Here is an 18,312-nt window from a genome sequence, read left to right on the forward strand (position 1 = left end):
AAACGTGGTGTTATCGATTGGAATGGCAGCAGTTTGAATATTTCAGGACGCTGGCACGCATGCAGCATGTCACACGTGCGGCAGAAGCCCTGTCCATTACCCAGCCCGCCCTCAGCCGTTCGATTACCAGGTTTGAGAAGGAAATCGGGGTACCGTTGTTTGAACGTAAGGGGCGATCGATCCGACTGAATAAATATGGACAGCTCTTTTTACAGCGCGTGGACAACATCATGAAAGAATTTGAAGAAGGGAAACAGGAAATTCAGGACCTGCTGGATCCGGAGCAGGGGGAAGTGTCGATCGGATTTTTACACACCCTGAGTACTGGCCGTATTCCCGATCTGCTCTCTTCTTTTCGCCAATCCTATCCCAAGATTAATTTCCGCCTGGGCCAGGGGCCTTCCCATCAGCTGATTTCCCAGCTGATGGCGGGGGAATTTGACCTCTGCCTCATAGCGCCGATGGAGAGCAAATCCCCCATTGTCTGGAGCCCGCTATGGAACGAGGAGCTTTATGTCATTGTCCCGAAAGACCATAAATACGCAGATAAGATGAGCATTACTCTGGAAGAAATCGCGGATGAATCTTTTATCCATTTAAAAGAAGGATTCTCTCTTCGCATCACAGTCGAACAATTGTTTCAGGAAGCGGGTCTCACACCTAATATCACCTTTGAAGGAGAAGAGGCAGATACCGTGGCAGCGCTTGTTGCCGCAGGCCTCGGCATTTCCATACTCCCGAATTTAAAAGGGACAGACCAAAGCAAAATCGAAAAAATCCCCATTAAAAATCCACATTGCCAACGGACGATCGGGATTGCTTGGGTAGATAGAAGATATGTCTCACCCGCCACACAGAAATTTAAGAAGTTTGTGTTGGAACATTCATAAGCATTAAAAAAGCAACAGAGCACAAAGTGTCTGTTGCCTTCATTTATTCTTCATCGATTTCTGCCTAATTTAAGGGGTAAGCCATGCTTGAGTACTGCGCTTACTTTAATATTCTCCTTTAATGACAAAGAACGAGCCCCGAATGGTTCCGGCCAGTTTAGACTTCTGCCTGGCAAACTTAAATTTTCCTTCCAGCTCCTTTGGGATCTCCATCCCATCTGAAAGCTTGAAACCAACTGCCCGTTTCTTAGGGTCATCCACCGTATACATGACGTTGACCGCAAGACCGTCCTCATAGAAGACGTAGGCAAATTTGATATTTTCCACTTGAAACCTTGATGTTTCCAGGGGTTTGGCCGCAAACTCAATATCACGTTCTTTTAAAATCTCGTTCACATAATCAAGTGTTTCCTGGCTTTCGCTCGCTGGTACAACCGTAAATTCGTGCTTGTATTTGTTCATAAAGTAACGGGCTTCATTCGCACGCAGCCCGGCAAGCGCTTCTGCTGCAGGTGAAGACTCCAATCCTGCTTCGGACACATTTTTAAAATCAACGATAGTGGACATTTTCATCTCTCCTTTTTATTTCTTATTTCCTGACAACAGGAATCCACATTTCACCATAGATCAGGCCATCGCGCTGCCCCAACTCAACCGAGGCATTCGGTCCGCCAACATAGGCAACATTCGTTGCTTCTGGCAAGACCTGGCCAAAGGCAATTCCGGCAAGCTTATTATTTAATTCATCAGCACTCTTCCCTTCTCCTTTAACCACTACGTATTCCCCTTTAGGAAATTGGATCACTCTTGCTTCTTCTGGTGCCGGCTCATCTGTCATGACGCCCGCATAATGCATCATCTTGTTGTTCACCGCTTCGTTCACGGCAAAAACATAGTCATTGGATGCCATTCCTTTTAACGTATCGAGTCTTCCATCCTGGCTGACAGCCTCCCAAAAGTCTGCCTTTTCCTTGTGAATGCCTGCATAGTCTGTGTAATCGCTCTTAAGCTCTGTTCCAAGACCGATCACGGTAAAGCCTTCTTTTTCTTCCAGCGTATAGTTCGCCATTTTTAAAACCTCTTTTCTACATTTTTTGAAGTGTTTGTATTCTTCACTTGATAGGTATATCATATCCTTAAATCATGTCAAAAAATGATACTGTTTAGGAGCCCCAATGAAAAAAGTTGAGCGGATCAATATCATCATGCGGTATATCAACAACCGCGCCCAATTTACCATTTCTGAAATCATGCGGGAGTTTAATATCTCCCGTTCAACAGCCATTCGGGATATCAGGGAAATTGAAGCCATGGGGATGCCGCTTGTCGCTGAGGTTGGAAGAGACGGCGGTTATTTTGTCATGCACAACTCCGTCCTGCCAGAAGTCCGATTTACCAACAATGAGGTGAAGGCCCTGTTTATTGCCTTTATGGCCACTCGAAACCAACAGCTTCCGTACCTGAAGAGCCGTCAGTCACTGGCTGAAAAGTTACTCGGCCTCATCTCCGAAAACCAGCAAGATGAACTTGTCCTTTTGAATCAGATCCTCCTTTTTGAAGGGACCAACCCCCATAACCCTGACCTGCTTGATCTATCAGACCTCCCCCATCCCATGCTGGAAACGCTCATCCATACCCTTCTTGTGGACAGCTATCTGCTAATTACGGTCAAGGAAGAGTCGTATCCGATTTATCTTCTGCACCTGTATCGCGAAAAAAGCGCCTGGCTGATCGAAGGCTTTGATTTAAAAGAAGAAAAAAAGAAAATTATCCCTGTCGACCATCTCACCGATGTTAAACCTTACCCGGCGAAAAAAAGAATCAGCAAGAAAAAGATCTTGGAAAAATTGAGCAAGCAGGAAGAATCCATCAACCTTGTCCTGGAGCTCGGTCCAAAAGCCATCGCCCAGTTCAAAAAATACCACCCTTTAAAAGTTTCGATTTCCTATACGAACCCCTATCAAACCACGGCTCTCCTCAAGACCTTTATCCATGTGGATCAGCCGGAAGAACTTAGTGAAATTACTAACTGGGTGCTATTCTTGGGAGAAGATATTACGGTCAGGGAAATGCCGGAAGAGGTTTTGAAAGGACTACAAGGGAGGTTATGGGGGTTAACTAATGATTAACATCAGCAGACAGGCGTTTTGGGGTATTAGCCTTTCAGCAGCCAAAATAAAGGCTTTTTCCACCTCATGTTGAATTCCCAGATAAAACGAAAAGGGTGATAATTTCCATGAATCCTAAAAAACAAATACATAGTTCATTAAAGGTTTTGCTTGTATCAAATTTAGAAAGATCAAAAGAGTATTATCAAAATGTCTTAGGTTGTGAAGTTACAGAATGGTGGGTAATAAGGGATGGGTTTTCTGGTTTAGGAATAAAGCTGCTGCAAGCAAATTCTCCAGGGGATGTCCAGCCCAACAAACCTGCAAAAGACACTAATACCGCCTTCGATGTATATTGTTATGTTGAAGATTGGTCATCACTCGATGAACTATATGAAGAATTCAGGGAAAAGGGGGCAATGATTACAATTGAACCCTGGATTGATCATAGCGCTGGCCCTTGGAAAGAATTCGCAATTAAAGACATTGATAACTATTGTATAGGTTTTGGAGGAACAGATAAAAAGTTACCTTAATTACGTTGTAGATGACAGAGGGCATGGTCATCCATATTCCTTTCCAGGGCAAAACTCTTCCTCCGCCGATGAAGGAAAGAATAGGAGAAATAAAGAGGAAAACAATTCAGCCATCGAGAAGTTCCTTTAGAAACATACCGGATTAAACTTCGGAACATGGGAGGTAGACATGAAGATTCGCAGAATTGATCATGTGGGTATCATTGTAGAGGACCTTGCTGCTGCAAAAGGGTTTTTTCTTGAACTTGGATTAAAGGTGCTGGGTGAAGCAGAAGTGGAAGGCAAGTGGGTGGAACAGATCATTGGGCTCACAGATGTCAGGGAGACGGTTGCCATGCTGGGAACATCGGATGGCGAGGCAACGCTGGAGCTGGTCAAATTCCATACTCCCATAGATGAAAAAGGAATTCAGTCCTCTTATGCAAACACCCTGGGGATCCAGCATATTGCATTTGCGGTTGAAGATATTGAAGCCATTGTCGCCAAATTGAAAAAGAAAGGCGCAGAACTCTTTGGCGAGATACAAAACTATGAGAACATTTATAAATTATGCTACATCCGCGGACCAGAGGGAATTATCATAGAGCTGGCGGAGAAAATCAATTAATACGAAAAAGCACTGCGGTTGCAGTGCTTTATCGTTGTTACGGCAGTTCAACCGTCATCGGTTTAAGCTCCTTCGCCGGGACGAAGTGAGAAAAATCAAATTGGAGGATGGTGTTTTCCAGCTTGAATTTCTTTATTTGTTCATCTCCATTTAAATCGAATGTGGATTGGAAGTGCGCTGTCTTTTTATTGATCGTTTCCACCTTGTTCAGGTGAATCCCATGATTTTTAGGCGGGAATGGATTTTCAGGATCCATTTTTCCGATATACGCCTTATCTACCAGGAGGAAATTATACTGCAGGTTATTTTCAATCATTCCAAGTTTATCTTGGCTCAACTTCTCAGGGAGGCCTGTCATTTGATAATCAATGACTAGCTTTTCGCCTTTTTGCACAATATTATTCACATGCAGCCCTAAATCAAGCCGCTTGCTTTTTAAGACGAATGATTTTTTGTTCAATAATTGTTCTGCCGTTGGATCTGCGATATTGGTCTGCACATGGAATGTTAGCGAATGAATATTTGGATTCAGCTTGTTCATTTCTATGCGGATCGTGCGGTGGTAACCGTCTTTCTGTTTGGATTCCTCCGTGACTGTTCCGTTTCCAAACCGATAGACCTTTCCTTTCTCATCGATTGCCTTTGTTATCCTGATCTCATCGTTCTTGTACTTTTGCAAGGTCTCGTAGATAAGCGAAGACGACGCCTTTGCGGTAAGAACCTCTTTCAACCGAATTTTCACATCATCCCCCGGGTACTCCATCATCTGGTTTATAGCGAGTGTGCTGTTTTTCTCTTGCTGAATCGGGATATTAAACTTCCACTCCCCTTTGATTCCGTTGATATTGTGAATCGTTACCGGAAGGGTTGAGTTCTCCCTGAATGTTTTATACGGATAATTCATTTTCCATTGAAAGTTATAGCCGTTTTCGACTTTCTTGATGTCCGTTGATTTCCCATTCAGCCAAGGGTCATGATCCCCTTTGTTGTGTTCAAAATTCACGTCAAAACTTACTTCCCCTTTTTCGTTATGCCCTTTTTCAACACCTTCATCTACATATCCCGTAACGGACACCACGTTTCCATCAAAGTAGGCGCTCGTCAGTTTGACCTTCACTCCTTTTTTTGTCATGGTTTGGTTCAATTCAGTGACTGCATTCTGTCTGGCCAGCTCCAAACCTGCTGTATCATTGAACTCCTCAAAAATCCCGCCTATTAAAGGGGTTTGGGCCAATACTTTGTTCATTGTCGGGTTAATAAATCCTGAAGCAGCAGTGAGTCCCAGGATGGCGGCGGCCGTCACCGCTGACGCCCAAACCCTCTTCCTTCCCTTTTTCCGACGATCCGTTTGATTCAGCCCTTTATTTATCGCATCAAATACTTTCTCTTTTGGTACAGGTATTTGCTCAATGGCCATTTTCATTTTCTTGTTATCCATGGCACTGGCCCTCCTCATCTTTATAGGACTTTTTTAATTCCGCTTTCCCCCTGCTTAAATACGTTTTCACGGTGCTCTCCGGAACGTCCATGACACTGCTGATCGTTTTGATCGAGTAATCGTAATAGTAGAATAGAATAATGGCCGTACGGTAATTCTCTTTCAGCTCCTGGACGGCATTGAGTAGCTGCAGCGATCCTTCTATGTCAGAATTGGCCTGACCGGGCAGGTTGGACAAGATTTCATCACTCAGCGGAACTACATTGCTTTTTCTTTTTAAAATCTGTCCTGAACATCGAATGACAATTCTCGTGAGCCAGGTTGTAAAATACTCCGGCTGTTTCAGCGAATGGATCGAAGTAAAAGCCTGATAGGCTGCCTCCTGGATCACATCCAGCGCATCTTCCTCATTGCGCACATAAAGATAGGCCGTGCGGTATATCCTTTCATAATGCTGCTGAACCAGCTTTTCAAAAGCGCTCTTATTCCCCTTGATCGCTTTTTTCACCAGCCGGCGGCTTTCCATTTCCATCTGTTTTTGCCCCCCTTTACTTATTAGTGGGATTTACTTTCGGTAAAAGTTTCAGATAGCTGAATTATTTTTGGAACTGTAATAGACTTTAGTGTACCTTCCTGCTACAGCTATAGTTAACTCCCTTCTTTTCTTTAATTCAAAAAAATTTGTCCACCTTTAATTTCTTATCGACTTATTGTCCCTCGCATAATAAATAAAAAGCAGGCTCCTTATCAGGAACCTGCTCCTTCTTTAACTCTACCTGTATAATAGGTAGATAATAATTTGATAACTTCCCCATGAACGAACGGAAGCTCCAACTACCTTATAGAGGAGTATTATTTAATAATTCTTCTTTCTTTCTATCAAATTCTTCCTGAGTTATAACTCCCATATCTAACAATTGCTTATACTTTAATATCTCATCAGCAGCACTAAAAAACACCTTTTGTTCCTTAAACATCACCTTATCATTTGAGAGGTCTTCTTCTACATCCGTAAACTCTGCATCAATAAAATCCGGCATTTCTCTTTTCATATTTTGTAAGTCTCTGTCCAAATCATCCTTGGAGTAATTATTTACCGACTCATATAATGTAGTTCTTAATCGGGTGCCCATTGGTTTCATAGAAGCATAGGTTAATCCACCTGAAATAACACCACCCAATAATGGGATGGCTTTTGATACTCCCTGGGCGAAGGTTTTTTTTGTCACCTTTACTCCTATGGTGGACGCTACTTTTTTAAAAATCGGGTAATAGATTGTCTTCATTAATGCCTTTTGAGGGAGCTTTTTTAACACCTGTTGTGCTACTTTTGAAGATAATACCTTTAATGCTGAAGCAGTACCGCCCACACCAAACATAACTCCTAAAAATAAAGTAAGCTCTCCTCTTACTCTTTCTGCATCTACTTGGTCATCTTCCCACAAATCTTTATACCCATATATATAGGCTAATTCTTGAGCTAATCTCAAGGAAACCCCATAAAATTGAAGAGTATCTGCTGGAATGGTAGCTGCCATTGCCAAACCTCCAGGTAATCCAGCTGCAAATGATGCCCCCGTACTTTGAAGAGTTCTTTTCTCTATTAAGGATTTAGCCAATTTATCTAACGTATTAATATTTACTCCTGCTTCAATAGGACCTTTTTCCAATACTATTACAAGATCATTGTATTCTATTTGGTCTGCCAAGATTTTGGATAAAAACTCCGTCCGATTCACCTTAACTCCTGGTACTTTTAATGCGTTTGTTATAATTAACTCTAATGAATTACTTTTCTCTGTGTTGCTCAAAACTTTGACTTCCTTTCGCAAAGATTTCATCCTTATATTCAGGATAATCTTTTTGTGAATTTTACTAATTACATATTTCGATAAATTTCTCACATTTTCCTTCTAAGATTGATTATTTTTTAGAATCTATAACTTAATGTCTAATTCACATGATTTGCCTTTACCATTAAATTAATTTAAAAATAAGCAAGCATGCTAAACCATTTAGCTAAGTCTCTCCATATATAGAAAAAAGTGTCCCTAAAAGTAATTAAAGGAACACACTTGTATTTCAGGCGGGAATGGAAATAACGATTGGTCAATTAACCAAGGACACAGAATCTGTTCAAAAGATCTATTCTCAATTCTCTTCTGTTAAGTTCGACTTACATTTTTCTTTTTTGATTTGTTCTTTCTCATCATAACTATAACTACTACGATAAAAATGCGATGATAGAAATGTAAGGGTAACCTGAAGTTTGTGCAGAATATAAGATTTTATCGATTTCACTGATATTACGTGCAGTATATGGAGGATTCGAGAATACTAAGTAGTCTTTGTATTTATCATCTAATACCATCTTCCCTCCTACTATTCCTGCAGCAAAGGCATTATATATAAATATGACTGTCCCAATGATAAGCAAAATATAATACTTTAGTGTGTTTTCATGTCTTCTCCTCCTCTTCTCTAAGGAACATATTTAAACTTTATTTTCTTTCTTGGGAAACGATATCAGTAACACTTTAAAGCCCAAAATAATTAATGATTTCCCGTTTGTAATTAAGTCTGTCATTGATTTTTTGTAATAGGTCAATGTCATGTGTATACGTTTTTCCTGTCTCACGCATTTCCTGATATAAATCTAAATAGGGAAGGTTATTTTCAATTGCGTTCTTTATTTCATTTTCAACATCATAGGCAACTTTTTTAAATTTGACTTCCGCAACTCCCGTTTTATCCATTTCAAGAACCGCATACTGAGCACGCAGGTCAGGACGAAACTTGTTCCACTTATTAAAAGGCTGTCCGACAGATCCTGGATTAATAATTAATTGGCCATTGCTGCTATAGCGTAAAATTTGCTGATGGGTATGAGCATAAATCGCAATATCATCATCTTCATTTACAAATAACTGATCAAAGTTTTCCTGGCTATTCGTAGGCCATAAATCTCCACCATAATTTTTACTATGTAAATTATGGCTAATGCTGATGGAAAGGCCATTCACTTGTTTTGTAAGGTGTAAAGGCAGCTTCTTAATCAATTGTATATGATGATCATCCAAATTTTCACACAGGTATTGAACCAGCCTGGAAACATAAATATCCGTTGCGTTTTCTAAATCAATGTCCTTATCCAATACATCAAGGAAGCAGTCTTCCCAGTTTCCTTTTACGAATGTAGTAATATTCACACTGTCTAATAGTTCAAATAAGTTATTTCCTCCAGGGCCGGGCATGATTAAATCACCTAAAAACCAATAGTCAGTAACACCATCTTTGATGCAGTCTTCGATCACTGCTTTTAAAGCACTGGCGTTCCCGTGGACATCTGCCAACAATGCAATCTTATGTTTCATGATTTGTCCTCCTGCAAGCTTATCTAAAAAAACGAACATTCCCATTCTACCATTAGTTGGTAATTCGTGTGAGTTTTTTCAAAAAAAATAGCGGAACCAGTATCACCTGATTCCGCTAGCAATTATATTGAATAGGACTACTTCTACAGTTCCCCCATACCCTCAAGATTCTCTGACTCAAAGGTATCGAGCAGCGCACGCACTTGATCTGTTGACTTAGTGCTCATCAATTGATTTCTTAATTCACCTGCGCCTCGAAATCCTTTGACGTAGATCTTGAAAAAGCGGTGGAGAGCCGTAAACGGGCGCAGCTCCAAGTGTGAGTATTTATCATAGAGACCCAGATGCAATCGTAAGAGACCGAGCAATTCCTTACTGCTGTGAGCTTTCGGCTCCTTTTCAAAGGCAAATGGATTATGGAAGATGCCGCGTCCGATCATTACTCCATCGATACCATATTGTTCTGCGAGCTTCAAGCCCGTTTGACGGTCAGGAATATCCCCATTGATCGTTAAGAGGGTGTCGGGTGCCACTTCGTCACGAAGCTTCTTAATCTCCGGTATCAGCTCCCAATGAGCATCTACCTTACTCATTTCTTTTCTTGTTCGCAAATGAATAGATAGATTGACAATATCTTGTTTCAAGATGTGTTTCAGCCACTCTTTCCATTCGTCTACTTCCGTGAAACCAAGCCTTGTCTTTACACTTACGGGCAATCCTCCTGCTTTGGCTGCTTGAATTAACTCTGCCGCAACTTCCGGACGAAGGATAAGGCCGCTTCCCTTCCCATTCTGTGTCACATTCGGTACAGGACAGCCCATATTGATATCGATCCCCTGAAAGCCCATTTCCGCCATACCGATACTCATTTTACGGAAGTTTTCAGGATTATCTCCCCATATATGAGCGACCAGTGGCTGTTCGTCTTCAGTAAACGTCAAACGCCCTTTAACACTTCGAATTCCTTCAGGATGACAATAACTATCACTGTTTGTGAACTCTGTAAAAAACACATCGGGCCTCGCTGCTTCACTTACGACATGACGGAAAACAACATCCGTCACTTCTTCCATTGGTGCCAATATAAAAAATGGCCGTGGTAAATCACGCCAAAAATTGTCTTTCATGTTGTAATCCATATCCTCTCATGATGGGATACTTAATGAACCCCTTATCCCAAAATTAAAAAGCATGATGTCCCTGCTTCCTTTACATTTATACCATGCTTAAACACTTATTATCAAACAGATTTGTCTGCCTCTATCAACCATTATTCCACTTTTCGAGTTAAAATAAAGTTTCACCAAAAAAATACTGAAAAGAAAATGGTAAAAAAATAAATTTACCAGGAAAAGAACTTTTTAGCGAAATCAGAATTGGACTCCTAAATACAAAGAAGGCCACTCCCGGTTTATGGAGTGGCCTTCTTACCTGCTTATTTTGATATCATTTGATCAATATACTTCTTAATCGCCTCTGCGTTCCCCGACACTTCTTTTTCTCTCTTCTCATCTTTTTTCAATTTTGCCAGTGCTTTATCGAGGACTTCTTGTTCTAAAGCTTGGGGGATGACGACAACTCCATTTGCATCCCCAACGATGATATCACCAGGATTCACAGCTGTTCCGCCACAGGAAATCGAAATATTGATTTCCCCAGCCCCAACGTTTGCGCTCGATGCAACGGCTGCGCCTCTTGCGAACACAGGGAAATTCAGCTTCTTGATGTCAACAATGTCCCGAATCACACCGTCGACCACGAAAGCATGTGCGCCGAGAGTTTGCGCCATCCCAATAATAAAATCGCCCGCAATGGCACGATATTGATCTCCTTTTGTATCAATGACAAGCACATCCCCAGATTTAGCTTCACGGATTGCTTTGAGAAGTACCAGGTTATCCCCCACAGGAATCTTCACGGTTAGTGCCCTTCCCGCCATCTTATAGCCTTCTTCAAGAGTTTTGATCGCTGGATCCATATTGTTGAGACCATTCATACAATCTGAAATACAGGTGGTAGGAATATTCATAAATGCCTTTATGATTGGTTCCATAACCTTCTCCTTCTTCTAACCTATTTCCTTCATTATATGGTTTTATCAAATATGTTTAAATATTGAAAAAATTATAGATAGTTATAAGAGAAGTTTATGGACCACACTAAGTGATATATCAAATAGAGTATGATTATGGCGTAAACAGTTTCCACTGCCCTTCAGATACCACTTCGACCGCTCCATCGATCACTTTGATGGCAGTCTGATCATCCATGGCATACGCCGGCCCTTGAATCCCGGCTGCCCAATTCTCTGCGTTAGCCATCGTGTTATATGGCAGCATCTCGTGTTCCAGGTGCGGAAACATGGCAAAATCAACCAGATTCAGCCCTTCATCGCCTCCGCTGGGTGGAGTCCAGTTAACGAAGAATTCCCCGATGTTCGGTGCCATCACCATGCTCCCGGCACTCAATCCGACATAGACTGAATCCAGCGATGGCAAGAGTTCTGCCAGTCCGGACTGTTTCATCCAGTAACTCAGATACAATGGATCACCTCCATCCACTAACAGAACGTCAGTCTCCTTCACCATTGGAACCCAATGCTCTTTACCGAGGCTCGGCAGCGTCGAGAGTTCTAGCACTCCCATAGACTTCCAGCCCACCTCACACATCGGTGCTCCGGATTGTCCATTCAAGAACTTCCATGCGTTCCATGCACCACCGGGTATGGCGTACACCGCCGTTGGTATACAGAGAGCGCTGGACTCTTCAATCGGCTTGTCCATCATGTCAACCAGCGCATCACGAATGCTTTTGTTACTGATGCCACCAGATGTAAGCAGAAGTTTCATTGCCTTCAACTCCTCGTCTTTTTGAGTAACTGACGTTTGCTTCTTCTGACTTTTTAAAATGTGTATGCGGACTCTAACACGGGCAGCTTTGCCTGATACAAGAATCAAACCGGCCCGAAATGGTTGTTGTTATCTTAATGTTTATATGAGGGTGCAGCCTGAGTCAAGAGAAAATTAAGCAGGTATTGAAAGGTTCATGTTGAAATGTAAGTTAGCCAGAACACATGCCGCAAATGTATTTTGTTTTGACCAAAGAGATTAAATTGGAGGGAATAGCAAATGGAAGCAAAGACGCTTTTATTAGAGCAATGGGCAAGCTGTTTAGATCAAGAAGAATGGTTTCCGCCGCTTGAAAAAGTGCTGGAGGATATCACTTTTGAACAGGCACTTTGGAAACCAGCGGATGAGGATATGAACTCCATTTGGGAACTGGTTTGCCACTTACTTTTCTATGAAAAAAGATATCTGTTGCGATTTCTCGGGGAAACAGAGAATGAACCGCAGGCAGAAAATAATAAAGCTACATTCCGACTACCGGCTGAGACGATGGAAAATTGGGAGAAAACCAAAGAAGAATACTTTTATGTTCATCGCGAACTTGAAAAAACACTGGCAAAATCAGAACATGCAGATATGTATAGGCAGGTCCCGGGAGAAGATTTTCCATTAGTGCTTGAAATGAAGAGTTTAGCCATGCACGGCGCATATCATATCGGTCAAGTTGTGCTCCTCAGTAAATTGCAAGGCGCTTGGGGAGGAAAACGCAGCTTCTAAATAAGCTATATCAGTCCAGAATTATCCTCAACGCTTGGATCAGAAGCAGGGAGCTGTTCAAGAAGTACCTTTGGAGCTCTTGAAAGTGCTGCTTTGTGTGCTGGGCTAAAACCAAACCCTGTTGTCAGGGTTTTTAATTTTGGCTCCTTTAATTATAAGGCTCTTTTTATAAAGATTTTTTCTTTCAACTCTGCTCCAACGTGACTAAACACTAACAAGATTTAACAAAGGTTTTAGGGCATAATAAATTTCACCAATTATACCTTTTAATTGATGGACTCCCAAATCTGTATTAGTCATTATGATTAAACCGTTTCCTAAATGAGGATAGGCTGCCATCATACATTGAAATCCTAATCCCCATCCCAGTGATGAAATTTCAATTTCTTCTTCTGAACCGTCCAAAAACACCCCAAGTCCAGTCCAGCTTTTACACCCCTGTGAGCTGATCATGTCTTTTACTTTATTTGCAGAAATTCCAATCCTGCTTTTATTATGGAGTGCATTCATTAATTCAAGAAGTAATTGAGATAAGTCTGAAGTAGTTGTCCAGAGTCCTGAGGCTGCGGGATAAGGATATATTGGATATTTCCCATCTGCTAATTCACTTTCTTTGTTATGACCAGAAGAAAAATCCGCGTCTATCTCTTCAGACTTATTTTGTATAAATGTGCTATTTGTCATTTTTAGTGGTTGAAATATTAGTTCTTTAACAACTTTTTTAAAAGGTTTCCCAGTCACATCTTCAATGAGCTGCTGTATAATACAAAATCCTGCATCTGAATATTGAAAGTCGCTCCCTGGTTTATACTTAATTTCAATAGGTGCTTTACAATATGGTGTAGTTCCTTCTAATATTTCTGCTATTGAAGAGATCCCTGTATTAGAGGTTAGTTCCATAAAACTTTCTTCAGAATCCATAACTCCAGATTGATGGCTCAGCAAGTGCCGTAATGTTATTCCTTTTTTGTCGGCCAAATTATTATAGGGGCCTTTCCACGATTTTAATCTTTTGTTAACATCCTCATCCAAATCGAGAATACCTTCTTCTGTTAACTTCAAAACGAGTAACGCTGTTAAAAACTTACTGATTGAACAAGCATTAAAAATAGAATTATTGTTCACTTTTTTGTTGGTTCCCACTTCTAGCAAACCGTAATTTTCAATTCGGCTAATTTGACCACTATTGATTAAAGAAACGCTTAGACCAATAACATTATGGTGCTTCATACAATCTTTAATATTTATATGTGATTGAAGCATAAACCCTCCCGCTTTTTATAACAACAATACTATAAATGATAGTTTAAATTCTCGAAAAGCTCCTGTACATAATGTTATTCCTCACCCACCAAACGAAGAATAATAAAGAAGATGCGGGTTACATATCGGCCAGCAAAGATCCACTACCTAAAGGAGCAACGGCGGTGATTGATATGTTCTATGGATTTTTTACAATTATTTTCAAGCCCTCAACTCCTATGGAAAATAAAGTATAATTATTTTGTAACAAAAATAATAAAAGTTACAGGGGTGTGTTTACTTTTTGTCATACGGAAGCTGTTGAAATGATAAACAATGGGATGAATATAATCCATCTTCAAAAATGGCTGGCTTATAGTTCACCAGAAATGACTTTGGCCTATGCAAAAAATTTAGATAGGACACTAAAGGAACATTTGATGAGATATACCAAAAATCAGAAATGTATAATAGAAAATAAGTTTCATATAGAGGTGGAATTATATGCCTAAAATCGATAATATGTTAGCCATTCTATGGATGCTTCGTTCAGGTGAAAAAATTACTGCAAAACAAATCTCAGAAAAGTTAGAGATGAATATAAGGACTGTGTATCGTTATATTGATACCATTTCAACAAGTGGCGTACCTATAATTTCAGAACCAGGGCATAATGGTGGATACACTTTGTTGAACAATTTTATTGAGGCTCCTCTTTTCTTTGATTATGAGGAGCAAACTTCACTAGTTCATGCTGCTGTTTTTGCAGAAGAAGCCGGCTATTATGGAGGTGAAGCACTAAATAGGGCCATTTCAAAACTAAGTAAATATTCAAATCAAGAGCAGGATACAAAGATAAACCAACATTTAACTAGTATTGAAGTTATAAGCCGAATAAGTCCACTCTCTATGGAACCTTTTTTGAAGGAGTTGGAGCAGGCCGTAGCTGACCGGTACTCAGTACAAATTCTTTACCCTAAAAGTAGCGAAAAGCAATTGAATGATAGATTGGTCGATCCGTACAGAATTATCTATTGGAATAATAAGTGGTATGTGATTGGATATTGTCATCTTAGGAATGATATCCGTAGTTTTAGAGCAGATCGAATTGAAAGTCTGATGCTCTCCGAAATTAAGTTTAACCGGCCAGAAAATTTTTCAGCACGTGACTTTTTTATGAAAAACCTCCTTCCAACTACAGAAGACAAGGAAGGGATTACTTCTTTAGTTATTAATGGAAATGAAAGTACGCTGAATGATGTTTGCCAACATTGGTTTTTAGGACATTATTTGCAAGAACGGACTTCAAATCAAGCCGTTTTTTTTCTTGAAAAAGATATAGTACATACATACGTACCTTACTTACTTTTACCGTACAACAAATCGATTAAAGTTATTGAGCCAATAAGTCTTAAGAAAAGACTTATTGAAGTTCTGTCGGAATTAATAGAATTTCATCAAGTATAAAACTTCCCTGACGTTAGCTGTCAGGGAAGTTTTATTATAATTGCAATATCAATGGTGATTGGGAGTGTTATTGGATGCAAACGAAAAAAGTTTTTCTATATGTATTTAATACAATGTCGGACTGGGAATATGGATATTTGATTGCTGAATTAAACTCAGGAAGATATTTCAAAAAAGATTTAGCACCTTTAAAAGTAATTACAGTAGGAGCTAATAAAGAAATGATTACTACGATGGGAGGACTGGGCATAAAACCGGACATTTCCCTTGATGAATGTACTCTTGAGAGTAAAGATCTTTTAATTTTACCAGGAGGAACTACTTGGAGTGAAGAAATTCATCAGCCTATCTTGGAAAGAATCGGCCAGGCTTTAAAGCTTGGAACAATTGTTGCTGCCATTTGTGGTGCAATTGAGGCCCTTGCGAATATGGGATACTTAGATACTAGAAAGCATACAAGTAATAACATGGAATACACTAAAATGGTATGCCCTAACTATAAAGGAGAAAAGTTCTATGAGATGGGATCTGCGGTATCTGATGGGAATTTAGTTACTGCATCAGGAATAGCTCCTCTGGAATTCGCGCTGGAAGTACTGAAAAAATTAGATGTATTTGCATCAGATACATTACATGCATGGTATAACCTGAATAAGACTCATAAACCTGAATACTTCTTCGAGTTAATGAATTCAATAAATTAATGAAGTAACTGAAAAGCTCAATTTCTCTATTTTGATTGCAGAGAAGTTGGGCTTTTTAATTTGGAATTTCCTTTTTATAAGGGATCTAATCCATTTTCTCCTTTTGCAAATCCAGCGAAAATGCTATACGTTATGAGTAGTTATTTACATATTAGAAAGGACGAATATCCGGTGGGTAGATGGCGAGGTTCAGTTGAGGAATAGGAGATCAATGAAAGGAGGAAATGTTTTGTGAGTGAGAAAGAAAAGATTTTTTATGAACGCGGAACGGAGGAACTGAAATTAAAAACTACGGTTGCCCAAAAACTGGTACGGGAATTGAATCATTGCGATGTCGAAGATGAAGAAAAGAAAGATGAAATCATCAGGGAATTGTTTGGAGGCGTCGGTGAAAAGCCAAGCCTTGAAGCTAATTTTCAATGTGACCTGGGCGACAATATTCATGTGGGCGACAACTTCTATGCCGGTTACAACTGTACCATTTTGGACATGGCAGAAGTCACAATTGGTGACAACTGCATGATTGGCCCCAATGTGGGGATATATACGGCAGGTCATTCCATTGCACCGAAGGATCGTAATAAGACGGGATATGCCATCCCCATTACCATCGGAAATGACGTATGGATTGGCGGCAGCTGCGTCATCCTGGCCGGAGTGACAATTGGTGACCATTCCGTTGTGGCAGCAGGTTCTGTTGTGACGAAAGATGTTCCTCCAGATACGGTTGTGGCTGGAAACCCTGCAAGGGTAATAAGACCGATTTAACACAAAAAGGCAGCGAAATGCTGCCTTTTCCTATGGTTTATTCACACTGAAAGTCTTCCCTCAATAACCCCATTACGATCGTATCGTAATATTTCCCGTTAATATAGGAATGGTTCCTCAAGCGACCTTCCACTTGAAAACCGCACTTCTCATAAGAACGAATGGCTCTCATATTCCCACTCCAGGTGTCCAACTGAATACGTTCCAAATTCATCGTTTTGAATAAAAAACCGATCATAATTTTCATCGCATCTGTGCCATAGCCTCTGCCCCAATACTCTTTGTGGCCGACCCCGATTCCCACCGTACAGCGCCTGGCAATCATGTTCAGTTCCCGGTATCCGATGGATCCAATATGTTCCGGAGCTTCTTCCAAAGTATAAATGGAAAACTCCCCTGTCTCCCGTTTATCCAATTTAATGATCGATTGTTCGTAGTCTGCTTCAATTTTTTCCATTGGTACATTGCTGAGGCGAAAAAAACCTGTACCAGCTTCGAACCGCGCGGTTTCCTCATCATTCCGCCAGTTATACGTTCGTTTAAAATCGTCGAGTGACACTGGCCGCAGTTCGACCTTTTGTCCAGTCATCATGAATAACATCCCGTCCTTTTTTTCGTTTTTTATAAATAGTAATCTGGTCATAAAAACGTTGCATGCGTACCATAAGCGTCACATCCCTTCAGAAAAATAACTTTCCCATTTACTATTCTTATTTCAGCAATGATTCCCTGCTGTTTCTAAAAAGTGACTTCAAATTTCTCTTCCAGTCACAGAATCATTATGGTCCCGGAGTAATGAAATGAAATATGACGGCCGTGCATGTCTGCCTCTCGATTAGACGTCACCAGACAAAATGGATGAACCGAGGCACGGGGCATTTCTTTTAAAATGACCGGAAAGCGATTGTTATCCGGCTTCATCCACTTGAACGCATCCAAGTGATTGACCGGAACCAAAAGCGTCCAATTTCCACAGCTTCCATACATAACCAGCTCCATAAAAAAAGATCAGTCCAGTAATGGACCACTCTAACGAAAGATTACAACAGCACACCTGTAATTCATTACCGATTTGCCGCCCCTACATTTTAAAAAAAGTAGGTTTTCCCCTTAACGGGAACCTGCTTTTTCTTTTAAAATTATCTGGGATACTACCTCAACGTGTGTGGATTGTATGTGGCAACACATGAGATGTTGGTGATTTTAAAAAGCACATTTCATTAGGATTGTTTCTTTCCATAGACAAGTGATATGTGCTTTTTAGTATTATATTTACAGGTACCTATTCAACTAAAGGGCAGGTTAGTGCTCTAGCCAGCTAGTTTGGCTTAAAGACCACAAGGGTAAATAGAGATAGATCTAGATGTAGGGGAGCAATTGAAAATGAAATAACAAAGAAAGAGATATATTGTGAAACTCGAACGCAAAAGATCAAATGCGACGATTGTGATTTCCGGTTTCCGGTCATAAGCCTTACATCAAGGCATTGATTTAGTTAACCATCCATAAGTACACGATAGAGTTCACGCTTGCATTATTTACAACAATTTTATAA

Annotated in this window: 19 protein-coding genes and 1 pseudogene; 8 read left to right on the forward strand and 12 right to left on the reverse strand. The window is 40.4% G+C overall.

Translation table 11 applies throughout. From position 1 onward, the window contains the following. The first annotated feature begins 17 nt into the window (after positions 1–17). Positions 18–890: a LysR family transcriptional regulator gene (locus OKX00_RS21255; protein WP_265408752.1), complete on the forward strand. Its 873-nt coding sequence runs from the start codon at positions 18–20 to the stop codon at positions 888–890. A 105-nt stretch (positions 891–995) separates the two neighbouring features. Here OKX00_RS21255 and OKX00_RS21260 read toward each other — a convergent pair whose 3' ends face one another. Together OKX00_RS21260 and OKX00_RS21265 are read right to left on the reverse strand one after the other, a co-directional pair. Beyond that, positions 996–1,457 (reverse strand): phage tail protein, encoded by a 462-nt coding sequence (locus tag OKX00_RS21260; protein ID WP_265408753.1) that lies wholly within the window; start codon positions 1,455–1,457, stop codon positions 996–998. Positions 1,458–1,479: 22 nt separating this feature from the next. Further along, positions 1,480–1,959 carry a GyrI-like domain-containing protein gene (locus OKX00_RS21265; protein WP_265408754.1) on the reverse strand — a complete coding sequence of 160 codons (480 nt, stop codon included), beginning with the start codon at positions 1,957–1,959 and terminating at the stop codon, positions 1,480–1,482. Positions 1,960–2,065: 106 nt separating this feature from the next. Between OKX00_RS21265 and OKX00_RS21270 the strand changes: the two genes are divergently transcribed. From OKX00_RS21270 to OKX00_RS21280, 3 genes are all read left to right on the forward strand, one after another. After that, on the forward strand, positions 2,066–3,019 hold the full coding sequence (locus OKX00_RS21270) for a helix-turn-helix transcriptional regulator (RefSeq protein WP_265408755.1): 954 nt from the start codon (positions 2,066–2,068) through the stop codon (positions 3,017–3,019). Positions 3,020–3,126: 107 nt separating this feature from the next. Then, positions 3,127–3,534: a VOC family protein gene (locus tag OKX00_RS21275; protein ID WP_265408756.1), complete on the forward strand. Its 408-nt coding sequence runs from the start codon at positions 3,127–3,129 to the stop codon at positions 3,532–3,534. A gap of 169 nt (positions 3,535–3,703) precedes the next feature. After that, on the forward strand, positions 3,704–4,141 hold the full coding sequence (locus OKX00_RS21280) for a VOC family protein (protein WP_265408757.1): 438 nt from the start codon (positions 3,704–3,706) through the stop codon (positions 4,139–4,141). A 37-nt stretch (positions 4,142–4,178) separates the two neighbouring features. On the opposite strand, the gene OKX00_RS21285 is transcribed toward OKX00_RS21280, so the two are convergent. The 7 genes from OKX00_RS21285 to OKX00_RS21315 all read right to left on the reverse strand — a co-directional run bounded on the left by OKX00_RS21285 (position 4,179) and on the right by OKX00_RS21315 (position 11,802). Then, positions 4,179–5,579 (reverse strand): DUF4179 domain-containing protein, encoded by a 1,401-nt coding sequence (locus OKX00_RS21285; RefSeq protein WP_265408758.1) that lies wholly within the window; start codon positions 5,577–5,579, stop codon positions 4,179–4,181. After that, positions 5,572–6,111 (reverse strand): sigma-70 family RNA polymerase sigma factor, encoded by a 540-nt coding sequence (locus OKX00_RS21290; protein ID WP_322114335.1) that lies wholly within the window; start codon positions 6,109–6,111, stop codon positions 5,572–5,574. The genes OKX00_RS21285 and OKX00_RS21290 overlap by 8 nt, the downstream gene beginning before the upstream one ends. A gap of 307 nt (positions 6,112–6,418) precedes the next feature. Beyond that, positions 6,419–7,483, reverse strand: a complete 1,065-nt coding sequence (locus OKX00_RS21295; RefSeq protein ID WP_265408759.1) for an SHOCT domain-containing protein — start codon at positions 7,481–7,483, stop codon at positions 6,419–6,421. A 633-nt stretch (positions 7,484–8,116) separates the two neighbouring features. Continuing rightward, entirely contained in the window at positions 8,117–8,953 is an 837-nt protein-coding gene (locus tag OKX00_RS21300; protein WP_265408760.1) for a metallophosphoesterase family protein, read from the reverse strand. Between the two features lie 143 nt (positions 8,954–9,096). Next, positions 9,097–10,080 (reverse strand): tRNA dihydrouridine synthase, encoded by a 984-nt coding sequence (locus tag OKX00_RS21305; RefSeq protein WP_265408761.1) that lies wholly within the window; start codon positions 10,078–10,080, stop codon positions 9,097–9,099. A 308-nt stretch (positions 10,081–10,388) separates the two neighbouring features. Continuing rightward, the gene (locus OKX00_RS21310; protein ID WP_265408762.1) at positions 10,389–11,006 is read right to left on the reverse strand and encodes an RraA family protein; all 618 of its coding nucleotides are present in this window, start codon (positions 11,004–11,006) and stop codon (positions 10,389–10,391) included. Between the two features lie 133 nt (positions 11,007–11,139). Beyond that, complete coding sequence (locus OKX00_RS21315) at positions 11,140–11,802, reverse strand: Type 1 glutamine amidotransferase-like domain-containing protein (RefSeq protein ID WP_265408763.1); 663 nt, start codon at positions 11,800–11,802, stop codon at positions 11,140–11,142. Positions 11,803–12,081: 279 nt separating this feature from the next. On the opposite strand from OKX00_RS21315, the gene OKX00_RS21320 reads away from it, so the two are divergent. Beyond that, entirely contained in the window at positions 12,082–12,576 is a 495-nt protein-coding gene (locus OKX00_RS21320; protein ID WP_265408764.1) for a DinB family protein, read from the forward strand. A gap of 204 nt (positions 12,577–12,780) precedes the next feature. On the opposite strand, the gene OKX00_RS21325 is transcribed toward OKX00_RS21320, so the two are convergent. Continuing rightward, complete coding sequence (locus tag OKX00_RS21325; RefSeq protein WP_265408765.1) at positions 12,781–13,839, reverse strand: serine hydrolase domain-containing protein; 1,059 nt, start codon at positions 13,837–13,839, stop codon at positions 12,781–12,783. Between the two features lie 483 nt (positions 13,840–14,322). On the opposite strand from OKX00_RS21325, the gene OKX00_RS21330 reads away from it, so the two are divergent. From OKX00_RS21330 to OKX00_RS21340, 3 genes are all read left to right on the forward strand, one after another. After that, the gene (locus OKX00_RS21330; RefSeq protein ID WP_265408766.1) at positions 14,323–15,285 is read left to right on the forward strand and encodes a helix-turn-helix transcriptional regulator; all 963 of its coding nucleotides are present in this window, start codon (positions 14,323–14,325) and stop codon (positions 15,283–15,285) included. Between the two features lie 74 nt (positions 15,286–15,359). Next, positions 15,360–15,989 carry a type 1 glutamine amidotransferase family protein gene (locus OKX00_RS21335; protein WP_265408767.1) on the forward strand — a complete coding sequence of 210 codons (630 nt, stop codon included), beginning with the start codon at positions 15,360–15,362 and terminating at the stop codon, positions 15,987–15,989. 231 nt (positions 15,990–16,220) lie between these two features. Then, a complete protein-coding gene (locus tag OKX00_RS21340; RefSeq protein ID WP_265408768.1) occupies positions 16,221–16,757 on the forward strand; it encodes a sugar O-acetyltransferase in 537 nt (178 codons plus the stop codon). A 37-nt stretch (positions 16,758–16,794) separates the two neighbouring features. Here the strand turns inward: OKX00_RS21340 and OKX00_RS21345 are convergent, their stop codons facing one another. Together OKX00_RS21345 and OKX00_RS21350 are read right to left on the reverse strand one after the other, a co-directional pair. Then, entirely contained in the window at positions 16,795–17,349 is a 555-nt protein-coding gene (locus OKX00_RS21345; RefSeq protein ID WP_265408769.1) for a GNAT family N-acetyltransferase, read from the reverse strand. Positions 17,350–17,537: 188 nt separating this feature from the next. Then, a pseudogene (locus tag OKX00_RS21350) lies at positions 17,538–17,747 on the reverse strand (isomerase); the annotation flags it as partial. Positions 17,748–18,312 lie beyond the last annotated feature (565 nt).

It is taken from the genome of Fictibacillus sp. KU28468 (assembly GCF_026153615.1).
GTDB classification, from domain to species: domain Bacteria; phylum Bacillota; class Bacilli; order Bacillales; family Fictibacillaceae; genus Fictibacillus_C; species Fictibacillus_C marinisediminis.